11 protein-coding genes are annotated in these 15581 nt (G+C 34.2%); 4 read left to right on the forward strand and 7 right to left on the reverse strand.

Annotated features, from left to right (window positions below; genetic code table 11):
* Positions 1-14: 14 nt before the first annotated feature.
* Positions 15-4442 (reverse strand): translocation/assembly module TamB domain-containing protein, encoded by a 4428-nt coding sequence (locus ACFSR1_RS04430; protein WP_378290036.1) that lies wholly within the window; start codon positions 4440-4442, stop codon positions 15-17.
* A gap of 81 nt (positions 4443-4523) precedes the next feature.
* On the opposite strand from ACFSR1_RS04430, the gene tsaD reads away from it, so the two are divergent.
* The 4 genes from tsaD (at position 4524) to ACFSR1_RS04450 (ending at position 9845) form a co-directional block, all read left to right on the forward strand.
* The gene (tsaD, locus tag ACFSR1_RS04435; RefSeq protein ID WP_378290038.1) at positions 4524-5546 is read left to right on the forward strand and encodes a tRNA (adenosine(37)-N6)-threonylcarbamoyltransferase complex transferase subunit TsaD; all 1023 of its coding nucleotides are present in this window, start codon (positions 4524-4526) and stop codon (positions 5544-5546) included.
* Positions 5547-5606: 60 nt separating this feature from the next.
* Positions 5607-6311, forward strand: coding sequence for a 16S rRNA (uracil(1498)-N(3))-methyltransferase (locus ACFSR1_RS04440; protein WP_378290040.1), 705 nt, complete (start codon positions 5607-5609; stop codon positions 6309-6311).
* Positions 6312-6457: 146 nt separating this feature from the next.
* Positions 6458-7600, forward strand: coding sequence for an esterase-like activity of phytase family protein (locus ACFSR1_RS04445; RefSeq protein ID WP_378290042.1), 1143 nt, complete (start codon positions 6458-6460; stop codon positions 7598-7600).
* 157 nt (positions 7601-7757) lie between these two features.
* Positions 7758-9845 (forward strand): T9SS type A sorting domain-containing protein, encoded by a 2088-nt coding sequence (locus ACFSR1_RS04450; protein WP_378290044.1) that lies wholly within the window; start codon positions 7758-7760, stop codon positions 9843-9845.
* Between the two features lie 84 nt (positions 9846-9929).
* Here the strand turns inward: ACFSR1_RS04450 and ACFSR1_RS04455 are convergent, their stop codons facing one another.
* The 6 genes from ACFSR1_RS04455 to ACFSR1_RS04480 all read right to left on the reverse strand — a co-directional run bounded on the left by ACFSR1_RS04455 (position 9930) and on the right by ACFSR1_RS04480 (position 15377).
* Complete coding sequence (locus ACFSR1_RS04455) at positions 9930-10667, reverse strand: hypothetical protein (protein WP_378290046.1); 738 nt, start codon at positions 10665-10667, stop codon at positions 9930-9932.
* Positions 10668-10724: 57 nt separating this feature from the next.
* Positions 10725-11492 carry a CDP-alcohol phosphatidyltransferase family protein gene (locus tag ACFSR1_RS04460; RefSeq protein WP_378290048.1) on the reverse strand — a complete coding sequence of 256 codons (768 nt, stop codon included), beginning with the start codon at positions 11490-11492 and terminating at the stop codon, positions 10725-10727.
* 70 nt (positions 11493-11562) lie between these two features.
* Positions 11563-12006 (reverse strand): GNAT family N-acetyltransferase, encoded by a 444-nt coding sequence (locus ACFSR1_RS04465; RefSeq protein WP_378290050.1) that lies wholly within the window; start codon positions 12004-12006, stop codon positions 11563-11565.
* Positions 12007-12018: 12 nt separating this feature from the next.
* The gene (locus ACFSR1_RS04470) at positions 12019-13848 is read right to left on the reverse strand and encodes a DUF885 domain-containing protein (protein WP_378290052.1); all 1830 of its coding nucleotides are present in this window, start codon (positions 13846-13848) and stop codon (positions 12019-12021) included.
* A 144-nt stretch (positions 13849-13992) separates the two neighbouring features.
* On the reverse strand, positions 13993-14505 hold the full coding sequence (locus tag ACFSR1_RS04475) for a hypothetical protein (RefSeq protein WP_378290054.1): 513 nt from the start codon (positions 14503-14505) through the stop codon (positions 13993-13995).
* A gap of 14 nt (positions 14506-14519) precedes the next feature.
* A complete protein-coding gene (locus ACFSR1_RS04480; RefSeq protein ID WP_378290056.1) occupies positions 14520-15377 on the reverse strand; it encodes a DUF2911 domain-containing protein in 858 nt (285 codons plus the stop codon).
* Positions 15378-15581 lie beyond the last annotated feature (204 nt).

The following is a 15581-nucleotide window of genomic DNA, read 5'->3' on the forward strand; positions in this document are numbered from 1 at the left end:
AAAATTTAATCAAATTACTTATTCTTATCTGTAAAATTAATAAATTCTGGTGTGTCTATTTTGGTTGTATCCTGAGTTTTTACAATCAAAGTGTCCTTTTCTTTTTTAGACTTGAAAACCTTTTTCCAAAGCTCATTAAAATTGTCAAAATCTACAGAGTATGAAAGACCTAAACCTTGTTTATAACCTTGCGACTCTCCGATATATTGAATTTCATTCTGACGATTAAAAATCTTTCCTTTTAGCGTTCCTTCTTCATTAAACAAATATTCTACTTCTACATCTCCTGTCACCACCGATTCGCTCACACCACCTATTGGGACACCGACTCTTCCATTAATTAAGATCCTATTATTGATTTGTGTAGATACTGTTACCCCAAATTGATCGGCTGCTTCCTGATCGACATTTCTGTTTCCTTGCACGTAGTTTACTCCTACCTGAAATTTATCATCGTCTCCGGAGAATATTCCATTCACCAATCCTGCAGCGCGCTCCACCAAATTTCCTGTAATAAACGTTGGATCCAGATTTCCACTATAAAACTGTCCCTGAGTAACTAACGACAAAGCCTGTAGCTCTTTGGTTGCCTGATCTTCTAGTTGATATTCTAACTCACTTTTGGCAACAGAACTTAAATTAGGTAATTCTATATTAAAATTAAGATCAGGCTGTATCAATTCTCCATTTAGATCTACTACTACTTCTACCGGAATTTTCCGATTAATCGTTGCATTTTCTAATAATACTGCCGGATTTGCTTCAGTTTTATATACCGCACTTAGATTTAGTTTTGCTCTTGTCGGGCTACCATCCCAGTTAATACTTCCTCCTGATCTTACAGTAAAGTCTTTACCTACCAATGCCCCATATCTGAAATTATAGCTTCCTTCATATGCCACAAAATCCCCCCACATATTAAACTTCCCATTTGTATTGATTTCTATAAGCAATGTTCCTGCTCCTCTTCCCTTTAGAGAACTACCCGTTTTCTTATCTACAACAACTTCTACTAAGGCATTATTATTTACATCCAGATCAAAATTGAGTTCTAATCCTTTGATATCTTTTATTACAATTTCCTTTCCTTCCAAACGTGCTAACTTTTCTTCTTTGCTTAAAAAATGGATATATGAATTATCACCAATGGATTCGGATTCGTTTAAAGGAATTTTAAAAACTGTTCCTTCTTCTGTAGTTGCATTTACATTAATAACAAGAGCGTCTGTTGGACCTTCAATAGTTGCATCACCACTAATAAAACCTGTTCCATAATACAATGATTCCTCATCTTCTTTTGTATCTAGCACCAACAACCTTTCATTAGCTGTTAACTTAAGCCCTAATTTCCACTTAGAAAAACGCTGGTGACCAATAAAACCTCCTAAAATACCTCTTGTATTATACTTCGTATCCGTAATGTCTACGTTATCAAAATTAAAACGCTGCTTATTCAGGATAACTCTAGAATCCTTATCAAAGTCAAGATCTACATTTAGATATGGGATTTTTAAACCAGCGTCATTCAGTTTTAAGACCCCATCAATAGAAGGATTCACATAATTTCCGGTCACTTTTGCATTACCTGTTACCAAACCTCTAAGATCAGATATCACGATCCCACCCAAAGCACTGAATCCTGACATATTAAACTGATCCAGATTTACATCAATATGCATATTCGGGTCGTTATCAGAAACATTGATAGACCCTATCGCCGAAAGTGTTTTTACATCATTTTCATTTACTAATCTGGTATTCACCTTATATTCGGTAAGAGATTCATTACCAGAAACGTTTACTCGTAATTCTCCCAGATTGGTATCATTTACTGCCAAGTCATTAATGATTACTGTAGAACTCGGAAAATACACCCCTTTATCCTGAAATACCTTAAGATCACCATCTACTACACCTGACAACTTTAGATTTTCTATATAGGGAGTGATCTTATTTAAGTCTACATCTCTGAAATTAGCTTTGATATCCTTGTTATTTTTGCCTTCCATTATTCCAGAAACACTTATTTGCTCATCTTCATGTTTTAATAAAATTGACTGGATATCTACATTTTGGAAATTATTATCAAAAATTATCTTATTGTTACTTTTGCTTCTATTCGGGTTTGCATACCAGGTATAACCTTTAAAAGTGAAGTCAGATTTTTTTAACCCTAAAACAGAATTATTATCTTCATTGATCGTATGATAGAACTCTAGGTTATAATTATCAACATTATTTTTTCCTCCTTTAAATTCTGATCGCATAAATAAAGTGTCTTTTAGTGTTACATTAATCAAACTAAATTTGGACACATCATAGTATTGCGTATCGATACTATCAATAGCAACATACGTATTAAACAGAGGGTTTTTGTTATCAACTTGTATATCGACATCCTTCATTAAGTTATCGAACGCTTTTATTGAAGGAGATTTAAAGGTGAGCTTAAACTCAGAATCATTGCTTTCTACTTTCCCTTTGATAAAGGTATTCGGTGCAAACTCGATTTCCGGAAAAAATACATCTACAATTTTGTTATAAATTCTAAAATTGAATTCCATGAATTCATTATCTGTTATTTCTGTAGCTTCAAAATTAGTGTATAGACTACCTATAGAATTACGAAACAGATCGTAAACATTTTCGAATCTAAATATTCCTTTTACACTTCCATCGATAATGTCAGGACTATTCATGGTGATGGTTCTTACATTTTGATCGTCAAAACTCGAAGTGATCTCAAAATCATCAAAATAATAACTCGCATTTTGATTTTTATACAATGTTTTTTCAAAAGAAATGGTACCAAAAGCATCATTTATACCGGTTCCTTTCATTTTCATGATAACATCTCCATTAAAAACCGATACACTATCCCTTGTAAAAAGATTTAATCGATTTAAATCTATATGATCCACATTTGCTGTAAAATCATAATTATTGATCTCTTTTGATAAATCAGCTACCCCATTAAAAGCAAATTTCACGTTTGGATCATCAGAAATAAGTTTTCCATCAAAAACAGGGTCTTTTAGATTTCCTACTACATTAAGATTGGTATAAGTATATCCGTTGAATTCTAGTTTTCTAATATCACCTTCTAGTTTTGTATCCAGATTATTTAATGTAAAACCGCTTCCATCCACGTGTATATCAAAAGCTGCATTACCTAGATTTTTTTTGCTCAGCAATTGACCTATATTAAAATCATTAGATATTACATTTCCATTATAGGTTGCTTCTTTAACATTATCCAGATCGCCTAATAAAACAAACGCATTGATTTTGCCCAATTGAGAATAGAAATCCATATCTACATCAACATCCTTTATGGTCACTATAGTAGATCCAACACCTTTCACGCTTCCTAATTGATATAATTGTTTTGGTAATGATTCACCCAGAATTCCTGGTAAAAGGTTTACGAGATCATAATAATTAGTTGTAAGGTTTTTTAAATCCCCATCTAATCGAAACTTAGAAGCATTAGTAACTGCATTTCTAATTCTTATATCTCCCTTAATGATAGATCTATCGAGTCCTGAAATATCTGAGTTTAGTATCTCAAAATCATTCAAAGTACCTTTTACGGTAGTATTTTTAATTAATAAGTCTTCATCTCTTCCGAATTCTTTATAAAAAGGTATTAAATCATTGGTAGAAATTGTAGCTTTTTTAAAATCTGCGGTAATGTTCACTTTGTTTTCGAAATTAACCATTCCACCACGTTCATATGAAAATACAATTTCACCTTGAACTTTAGAGTCTGCCGTTTCTATTAGCAACTCACGAAACCTCATTTCTGTTGGAGTAATAGAAAAACCTGTCTTTAGATTCGATACATTTAATCCTCTATGATCTTTGAAAGAAAGCAAATCTGTAGTAATATAAAAGTCTTCGCCATCTACTTTTAAGCTTTCTGCATCTAGTATTATATCCCGTAATACCACAACATTTGGAGAACTTAGATTTTCATCTACATAGCTAAACTTACTGTTCTCCATAGTTACATTACCAGTGGTAAGTAAAAATTTGGTATCGGATGTAGATTTTTTACCGGTATCAAATTTTCTGATAAAAGTCATCAGGTTGTCACTGCTTTCATCCTTATACATTTTCATTCTAAAGGTTAGATCATCTATAGCAACATCTCCCAATTCTGGTTGACCTTTAGAAATTTCTCTGATGTTTAGAATCGACGTAGCTATACTTTTTGCGTATATCAAGGTATCCTGATGATGATCTTTTACAAATACTTCTTTTAAGTCAACATCACCAGAATAGGTTAATCCTACTCTACCTACGTTGATATCTACACCGTATTCATTATTTAGATAATTAGTAATTTTTTTACCAAAAAAAGTTTGTACAGCAGGAATGGAAAACAGGATCACTAATAGTATAAATAGCGAGATAAGGGTAAGTAATACCCTTTTCAATATTTTCCCGAATTTTTTGATACGTTTTATTGTTTTAACTTTGCTGACAATATTAACAATTTCTATGCCCTTTTCCTCATAATGAGTTCACAAAATGTATACATCTTAGGTATTGAATCGTCGTGTGATGATACCTCTGCCGCTATATTATGCAACGATAATGTATTATCAAATGTTGTAGCATCTCAAAAAATTCACGAACAATATGGTGGAGTTGTTCCAGAACTGGCTTCTAGAGCACATCAGCAAAACATTGTTCCTGTTATTGATCAGGCAATAAAACAAGCTAATATTAACAAGTCCGATTTAAGTGCCATCGCATTTACAAGAGGCCCCGGTTTAATGGGATCTTTGTTGGTAGGCACTTCATTTGCTAAGTCATTAGCTTTATCCTTAGACATTCCCTTAATCGATGTAAACCATATGCAGGCTCATATTCTGGCACATTTTATAGACGAGGAAGGTTTTGACAAACCAGAATTTCCTTTTCTGGCTTTAACAATTAGTGGTGGACATACCCAAATTGTAAAAGTAAATGACCACTTTGATATGGAAATCATTGGCGAAACGATTGACGATGCGGTAGGAGAAGCTTTTGATAAAAGTGCTAAAATATTAGGCCTTCCTTATCCAGGCGGACCGTTGATAGATAAACACGCACAATCAGGTAATCCCAAAGCATTTCCGTTTACGAAACCAAGAGTTGATGGATTGAACTTTAGTTTTAGTGGCCTTAAAACTGCTGTATTGTACTTTGTTCAAAAGCAGGTAAAGGAAAATCCTAACTTTATAGAAGAAAACCTTGAAGATGTATGCGCATCTATTCAATATACCATTATCAATATCTTAATTGACAAGTTGAAAAAAGCTTCTAAAGAAACCGGAATTAAAGCAATTGCCATTGGAGGTGGGGTTTCTGCAAACTCAGGAATCCGAAAAGCTCTAAAGGAAGGTGAGCATAAATACGGATGGAAGACCTTTGTTCCTAAATTTGAATATACCACGGATAATGCAGCTATGATCGGAATTGTTGGATACTTAAAATATCTTAAAGAAGATTTTACGGATATGAGTGTCGTGGCCAAAGCAAGAATTAAATTTTGAATAGACTGTTAGATTATTAGACAATTGGATTGTTATAAGTAAGAAACCTGAAACCAAAACATGCAATTATTCTATAGTAAAGATATTACTGAAGCTACCAATGAGTTTGAATTCTCTAGAGAAGAAAGTAAGCATATCTCAAAAGTATTGCGAAAAAAGGAAGGTGATACGCTCCAAATCACAAACGGAAACGGATTGCTTTGTAACGGAACGATAATCTTTTCAAGCCCAAACAAATGTATTATATCACTTACACATAAAGAATTACAAACTCCCAAAAATTATCGATTACATCTTGCGGTTGCTCCAACTAAGATGAATGATCGCTATGAGTGGTTTTTAGAAAAAGCAACAGAAATTGGTGTTGATGAGATTACTCCGATCATCTGTGATCACAGTGAGCGAAAAGTGGTGAAACTAGAACGTTTTGAGCGTATTTTACAAAGCGCTATGAAACAGTCCCTACAATCTTATTTACCGAAACTGAACCCTGCTATTTCTTTTTCAGAGTTTATGCAAAAAGAAAGTACTGACCAATTGCTTATCGCGCATTGCGAAGAGTCTGATAAACAATCACTAAAAGACATACTTACTTTACAAGGACATACCACGATTTTAATTGGTCCTGAAGGAGATTTTTCTCAAAAAGAAATAGAAAGTTCTTTAAACATAGGTTATACACCTGTTACCTTAGGCGAAACCAGACTGCGAACAGAAACTGCAGCTATTGTTGCTACGCATAGTGTGGCTTTTTTAAACTCATAACAGGATAAAATACTATCTTTATAGACATATGGTATAAAAAAAGCGTCAATTCGATTTCTATGACACTACCACTCGAATTGACTTATTTTGAATTAAAAAGTATCAAATGCACAAATGATATCCTTATATCCAATAAAACTGAAGAAATGAAAGCAAAAATCATCTGTTTTATAATCTCCATTACACTTTTCACAAGTTGTTCTTCTAATGATGATACTACAACGATTCCTCCGTTACCTGTAGATCCTTTAAATACAATTAGTCGTCTGGAATATATAGATGAATTTGTAATTCCTGAGCAAGATATTGATGGTGTACCTATTGGAGGTTTCTCTGGAATTGACTACAAAAATGATACTTGGTATATCATTAGTGACGGCTCGGATCCTATTCGGTTTTATACAGCAGATATATCATACGATCAAAGTACGTTTACTAATGTGAGTATAAACACTATGGTTGAAATCAAAGATGTAATGGGAAACTCTTTTCCTGAAAATCAGATGGATCCCGAAGCCATTCGGTTTGACACAAGTACAGGAAACATCATCTACACTAGTGAGGGCTCCATAGTTAATGGTACAGATCCAGCTGTATTAGAAATTGGAATGAATGGTGTGCAATTACGAAATCTAGAGCTTCCGGATCATTTTGCTGCGAATACCACAGATGATATAACCGGACCAAGACATAATGGAGCTTTAGAAGCACTATCCTTAAGTTTTGATACCAATGCATATTGGATTGGCATGGAACTGCCGTTGATCGAGGATGGACCAGAACCAACTACGACAGATACCGAATCACCAGTGCGCATTACACGTATCAATAAAACTACAGGCATAGCAGAACGTCAATTTGCCTATGAGTTAGATCCCGTAGATCGAGAGCCTGCTTTAGGAACAACCTTTACCATCAATGGTCTTGTAGAAATTTTGGAATATGATGAAAATAAATTCCTTACCATAGAACGTTCTTTCTCATCCGGTTATTTGGACGGAGGAAATACGGTAAAAATTTATAAAGTAGATGCTACAAATGCTACCGATATATTGTCGACAACTGCTCTGGTTCCTGAAACCTTCACCAAAGCAACCAAGACATTGCTATTTGACTTTGATACCATTCGCAGTCAATTAACAAATAGTACTGTCGATAATCTAGAAGGAATTACATTTGGTCCTACATTACCAGATGGTAATAAATCTCTGGTTGTGATTTCTGATAATAATTTTAACGCATTTTTACCTCAACTAAATCAATTGATTGTTTTTAGGGTGGTTCCTTGATAGTAAACACTTTGAATACACTACTAAGTGTGACTTATAAAAGTAAAATTAGTATTAAGTTACAATTGAAGGTTGATAAATTACTAAAGCCTATGGTTTTACCGCATTAATTTCTTCGTATATTGCAAGACAATTTCACTCAATTATAATTACTATTATGAAAAAACTTTATTTTTTACTCTTTACTATTACACTCTCATTTACTTCTTTTGGACAGGTTTTTCAGGAATCTTTTGAAACTGGAAATTCTGGAACTCCTTCTGAAACTTGTAATGACGGAACTGACTTTTTTACAAGAACCAATGGTACTGATATTAACAATTACTCAGTAACTGGTGGTGATGGTTCTTTTTTCTTTGCTGCTCAGGATACTGATGGTGCGCCTTGTACTTCAGCTACTGAAACTTTAATTTTTGATGATATTGATATTTCTGGTTTTACCAATCTTACTTTTGCCATCCTAATCGCTGAAGATGATTCTTCTGATGGTCAAGAAGACTGGGACGATGTTAGTAGTTTTACCGTTGAAGTTGACATCGATAACTCAGGTATGTTTACTAAAATTTTACAATTTGAGGCTATTGAACTAAGACCTGATGGTAGCCCTAGCACTACAAATAAAGAACCTGCTCTTGATACAAATTTTGATGGGGTTGGAGATGGTACTCTTTTAACTTCCACTTTTCAAGAGTTTACTGCTTCTATGAACAGTGGTTCTCTAGCAGATATCAGACTAACGTTTACCAATTTAAAAAATGGTGATGAAGACATAGCTATAGATAATATTAGAATCATAGAAAATTTTGCTACTACACCTACAATTTCTGTTAGTGGGGCGGTTTCAGGTTTAGATTATTTCGAAAACAACGGACCATCAGCTGAAGGTACGTTTACTGTTTCCGGAACAAATCTTACTGCTGATCTAACCGTAACGGCACCTACTGATTTTGAAGTATCATTAACTTCAGGAAGTGGTTTCGGTTCTTCGGTTGTCATCACTCCTAGTATGGGTACTGTGGCTACTACTACAGTTTATACTCGTTTAGCTGCAGGTCTAACAGCAAATTCTTATATGGGTGATGCTACGGCATCTTCTACAGGCGTAACTGATCAAACTGTAGCACTAAGCGGAACGGTATCACCAGACGATCCTCAAATTACGGTTTCAGGATTTGTTGGTGATTTTTCGTATTTTGAAGGAACCGGTCCTTCTGCAGAAGATAGCTTTAACGTAGAAGGCTTATTTCTTACAGGAGATATTACTGTTACAGCTCCGATGAATTTTGAAGTATCGCTTACAACAGGAACTGGTTTTGGATCGTCCGTGACTATTACACCTAGCATGGGAACAGTAACCAGTACAGAAGTTTTTGTGAGAATGGCTTCGGGTCTTACAGCAAATTCTTACGCTGGGGATGTTACAGCTTCATCAACCGGAGCTACGGATCAAACAATCGGTTTAACTGGTACCGTATCGCCTGCTGCTGTATGCGCAAATGTTGGTGATATTATCATTACAGAGGTTATGAGAAATCCCGATGCTGTTGGTGATCCTAATGGAGAATATTTTGAATTATACAATACTACAACTAGCCCAATTGATATTCAAAGCTGGGTTATCAAAGACGATGCTACTGTATCAGAAACTCACGTGATTGCATCCTCTGTTATTGTTCCTGCAATGGGTTACGCACTAATTGCGAATGGAGGAACTCCAAACGGAGGCATTACACCTGACTACACCTATGCCAATGATATTTCTTTAGGAAATGGTGCTGATGGTCTTATTATTGAATGTAGTTCTACTACCATAGACGAAGTCATCTGGGATGGAACTTTTCCAAATCCGACTGGAGCGAGTATGGAACTATCTATAAGTACTTTAAACAGCACGGACAATGACAACGGGGCGAATTGGCTAGAAGCGGTATCTGCATTTGGTAGCGGTGACCTTGGTACTCCAGGAACTGAAAATGATGCCAATTTACTATCAGTAGATTCATTTGATGAACCCTCTGAAGATTTTACTATATTCCCTAATCCAACAAATACAGGGTTTATAAATATTACTACAAAATCTAATACGGCGATTACTGTTAGTGTATTTGATATGTTAGGAAAACAAGTAGTTTCGCAAATTTTAAACAACAATATCTTAAATATATCGAATCTTAATGCTGGTATTTATATTGTTAAACTAGATCAAAACAGTGCATCCGTTACTAAGAAATTAGTGATCGAATAAACGTTTTTTATAATATCCTAAAAAGAGCATTGTCCATAATGGCAATGCTCTTTTTTATTTCTAAGTTTTTGTAATGTTATGTATCTAAGGATAACCTATCCAAATATTTTCTTCTCTATATTCTCCATAATTTTTATCCAAGTTAATGGACACTAAATTCAAAGCTCCCTGTACTCTGTAAGTTCCTGATTCGTTTATATTTTGCTTTAACAAACCCTCCCAAAAATTGATATCACCGGTAACATTCATAGAATTTTCGCAAACTTTGAGAATCTGTGCGCCACTTTTAATATGTGTTCTAATCCAAGGATCAAAGGTTTTATCATCTTTGGTCCAATTCATATAATCCTCAATTTTAATATCGGGATATGTATGTTTTAAAATTGGTCTTATAGGAATGATGAAATTCTTAAACCCTAAATTCTCTTTTACCTGTTTACCTCTAGCGATTAATAGTTGGCTATATCCTTTACCCTGGAACTCCTTAGTAACTACTATTTGCAAACCACCCAAGCTGTTTGGTTGTATATCGTTTTCGAAATCACTAATCCCTTTTTTCACAAGCCAGTCCCAGCCATCATCAGGTAATTCATCTAACGGTTGATCCCAAAATATCGGTATTGCATTCATAAAACCAATGAGATTATGATTCTCTCCTACCGCAAAAAGTTGTGTATAAGGGAAATACTTTTCCAATCTCTCCCAGTAGTTTCTGATTACCTCAGAATGTAGAATAATCTCGGGAAAAGCGAGACGGATCGCTCTTCTATATTGGTCTAGAAGATGATCATCCAAATCAGAAAACTCAAGATAAGTAATCAAGTTATTCATATTATCTAACAAAACAAATACATAATGTTTTAGAAAATACACTATTTTTTATTTCAAAATAAATCTTCGAATTCCAATAAAAACAAGAATCAAAGCAGAATACCCTATAAAAAAAGGTATTACGTATTTCTCTAAATGAAATAATAACATTAACGCCATAAACAACAACTGAAACCCGAGGCCAAAAACAGATATCAATGTCATAAACCATTTAGGAAAAGGCTTACTATTACTTGCGTTTTTATCAAGGAAATATATGGTTTTATCAAAAACAATATAAAGAACATCGTAAATTTTATAAAATATATTTACAGCTCTTTGGGTTTCTCCTTTCATAGCTATTGGAGCCGCATCTTCAAATACTCTGCTGGTGGAATCTCCATTCACATTATTACGTAAAATCACATAATAATAATTATATACGGTTCCTTGTAATTGAATCCCAACAAATGCTAATATCATAAGGATGATAGAACTATCTGTGATGTACCAAAAAGTAAGAAGAAAGAGAAAGTTTAAAATAATATCGGCTATAGAGTCATAATAGCGGCCCGTATAAGAAGGTGTTTTTTTTATTCTTGCCAATTCGCCATCTGCTGCATCCAAAATTGATTTTAAAATCAAAAAAAATGCTGCCGCCGTATTATATTGGTATACCATACAGATGATTGCCATAATTCCCGAAACGATAAAGAAAGTGGTCACATGAATTGGTGTCAATCGCGTATTCTTCAATGAATCTGCGATCCAGTGCCCTGGAGATCTTCCATAATCTGATACATCTATAAATTGATATTGTTTTGGTAGTTTAGCCATTCTTGTTTATTGTGAATTCTTTAGGATGCTAATCCATTTTTATAATCTCTATTTTCTTGTTGTTCAATTGTTATTTCTTCAATTCCATATGTAAAATAGGATATGGTTTACCCGAAGCATCTAATTCGGAACGCCTGATTGTTTTGAATCCCGCGTGTTCATAAAACCCAACTGCTTGCTCATTCTGCTCATTTACATCTACTTTGATTACGTTTAATTGATCAATTGAATAACGTAATAAAGTTTTACCAATACTCATTCCTCTATATTCGGGATGAATAAAAAGCATTTCTAAGTTTTGTTCTGCTACTCCCAAAAAACCAATAATATCTTTGTTGTTATTTCTCACACAACGCAACTCCACTGCATCTAAATACTCGTTTAAAATCAATGGTTTAAAATATGCTATATCCTCTTCCTTTAAGAAATGATGAGTTGCTCTTACCGAAGCTTCCCATACATCTACAACACTTGGAAATTCAGTTTTATCGATACTGCCAACAAAGTGTTTCATACTATATTAGCTTTAGTTATTTGCCAATGTTCTATCAATATAAGCGTCTATGATTTCTTCCAAAATATCCAAAGGTACGGCTCCATTTTTCAAAACTGCATTATGAAACTCTCGTAAATCAAATCGATCGCCTAGTTTTTGTTTCGCTTTTTCTCTTAACTCTAAAATTTTAAGCATTCCGATTTTATATGCACAGGCTTGTCCGGGCCAAACAATGTATCGTTCTATTTCTGTTGTTACCTCGGTTGTAGTCATTCCCGTATTCTGCACCATATAATCAATCGCTTGTTCTCTGGTCCATTTTTTATGATGAATCCCTGTATCTACAACAAGACGAACCGCCCTAAACATCTCTGCTTGTAATCTTCCTAAGTTTCCAAAAGGATCATTTTCATAAAAACCGAGTTCCCAGGCCAATTGTTCAGAATACAACGCCCATCCTTCGATATACGATGTAAAAAGCCCAATGGTTCTGAAAATAGGTACTCCTTCTAGTTCTGATTGAATCGCAATTTGGAAATGATGCCCCGGTATTCCTTCGTGATAAGCCAATGTTTTCATTCCGAATTTAACAGATTCGTGTACATTTCTAAGGTTGGCGTAAAAGACACCTCCGCGTGATCCGTCCATAGCGGGTCTGTTATAATATGCCCCAGCAGATCCTTCTTCTTTAAACTCAGGAACACGTTTTACCTCAAGTCCTGCTTTTGGTCTAATATCAAAGGCATCATCAAGACCTGCACTTATTTCAGACAAAATACGATCATACTCGTCTAACACCATCTGCCTGCCTTCATCCGTATTAGGAAAAAGAAAACGTTCTTCTTTATTTAATTCCTGGACAATAGCGCCCAGTGTTTTTGTAGAATCTGCATATCCTTCAGCAGAAAGTATCTCAAGCATTTCGCCTTTGATTCTGGCAACTTCGGATACTCCTATTTGATGTACTTCTTCAGGATCTAAATCCGTTGTAGTGCGTTGCTTTAATTGATAGCGATAAAACGCATCTCCATCAGGTAGTTTCCAAACTCCGGCATCTGTTGTTGCCTTTTTTTTCAGAGCTTCAAAATAAGTAATCAGTTTCTTATAAGCGCCAAAAACAGTGGTTTCTATTTCTTGTTCTACTTGTTTTTTGAGTGTATCTTTTTCTTCCTGAGAAAGCTCCTCTATTTTTTCAATTTTAGTCTTGAAATTGGAATATAAAATATTTGATTTCGTCTCTCCAATAAAACCATTCATTTCATCTAATACCCGATCCATTACGAATTTTGGTGGTATGATGCCTTTGTCCTCTCTCAGTTTTAAATTCTCAATTAATTGGTCAAACTTGGTATCAAACAATGACAAACGTGTGATATAGGCTTCTGCATCACTTTTATCCCTTAGTTTATGCGAATTTTCTAAGAGACTAGGTAATGAACTCTGCTCCCCTCCCATTTGATTAACTGGATAATCGTGATAGAAGAAACGTTCACCTTCCATTAATCCTTCCAGATAAAAACCTAAAATTTTAGTGTTTAATTGATTGGCTTCTGACTGGTTTTCAAAATTATAGCTTTGTAAAGTTTTATAGTCTTCTTTCATTTTATTGAAAGTTTCCCATTGCTTTGCATCGGAGATATCATCCAATTCATCCTTAGACCAATCGTAGATTACGGGAATTCCCATCGACGTGGTAAGTTCAGGGCTATCTAAAGCCAATTCTACAAAGACTTTGTCATAAAAATGATTGATATTAAACGGTCTAAACCAAATAAGGTTTACTAACCAAAGTAACCCAAAAACCAAAATGATTAATAAAGTTCTTGAGGTCCAAAATTTCCAGGTACGTTTTTTTTTCATGATGAGTGATTTATGCGTGAATATGATTGATGATCATCCTAAGATGATATGCTAAGATAGTAAATCTAAGAAGCTTTATAACCGAAGGTAATTCTAATTCTTTATGATTATTTTCCTGATCTAATCGCAGATTCTATTGAATTTTTATTTTTGCCTTTTAGATCCGTAAATTGTTGTATGCATTCCTGCAATTCTCCACGTACCATTTGACTTTTCCATAAGCCTTGTTTCCCGCTTTAGTCCTCTTAGTGAATCTTGTTGTTCATAAGTAACCCAGGCTGCTTTATGATATAATCTGACTTCAATATCTTTTACTAATTCCGGAATCGGTTCCGGTTCAGGATGTTCTTCGATAAACGTTTTAACAAAACCGCTGATTTCACTCCATCCAATAGATTCTGAAAAACTATTATCTACAAAGTTTATATATGTTTTGGAAATGGTTGAATCGTGCACCCAATGATTCTGCCAGCTTTTATAGTCTCTTTTAAAAGCTGCTTTGGTTTCATTATGTAATGTTTCCAAAATAGCTAGTTTCTCTTTTTCAAAATCTACCAGCTGACTTTGTACATCATTTGTCTTATCATTTTTCTTTTTTGTGCAGCTTGTACATAATATGATTATAAAAACGAAAGCTACTAGTTTATTGAGAGTCATAATTTTTGTCTTACTTATTTATTGAGTTCATTTAGAATTCGATTGAACTCAACAACTGCTGAATTTCTTCTATCATTCTTAGCTTTTTTCATCCCTTCTTCGGCAACTTTTAACGCTTCCGTATTTTTGCCTAGTTCTTTTAGTAGGATTGCTTTGACCCTAAGATCCCACCAACCAGCATTTTTTGCTATAGCTATGGCTTTATTTATCCAGTTTAGTCCTTTTGTAAACTCTTTTCCTGATTCCATCTGATATACCGCAGCCAGGTAGTAATCATCATATGTTGGCCCCTCTAAATGACTACTTATTTTTTTATCCATTAATTCTTTTGTAGATAGCTCGATAGGTACAGAAACAAGTGTATGATCCCAGGCAATGTTCAAATCGAATTGATAATTTGTAAAATCGCCAATTTCAATAGTGAGCACCTCTTTTTTTGTATTTAATTGAACGGGGACTACTTTTACTTTTGATACAATTTTTGCAGTATCAATAACCTCAGGAACATTCCAATTATCTGTATCCTTGTAAAAAATGATTTCCCATTCGCTCGGATTTGGTATAGAGAATATGGCATATTTGCCTTTTTTTATTCTTTCCTTATTAATAAAAACATCTTGATTGAAACTTATTGTGGTATTTTTATTAGCACCTGTTCGCCAATACTTGCCATAAGGTACTAACGCTCCAAATATTTCCCTCCCCCTTTTTGATGGACGTGAATACTCAATGATGATATCTGTGAGTCCAATATTCTGTTCTATTCTTTGGCTTGGGCTTAATGGCAATCTTCCAATTTGTGCATTTAATTCAAAATTAACAGATGCTATTAATAATAAAACATAAACTATATACTTTAATGGAGTCTTCATTTTATTTTCATTTTGATATTCTTTAAGATACTTTTTTTATGGAAGTTACAGGCTTGTATACATAATTTTACAATACCTTTATTAATAACTATTTACAAACCTATAATTTACATTTGATACAATAGTTCTTCCATTTTTTATTAAAGAAAAGGAAAAATCATAGAACAAAAAAACCACAACAATAATTGTTGTGGCTAAGTTACT

The sequence above is a fragment of the Aquimarina rubra genome, from assembly GCF_042684305.1.
In the GTDB taxonomy this organism is placed as follows: domain Bacteria; phylum Bacteroidota; class Bacteroidia; order Flavobacteriales; family Flavobacteriaceae; genus Aquimarina; species Aquimarina rubra.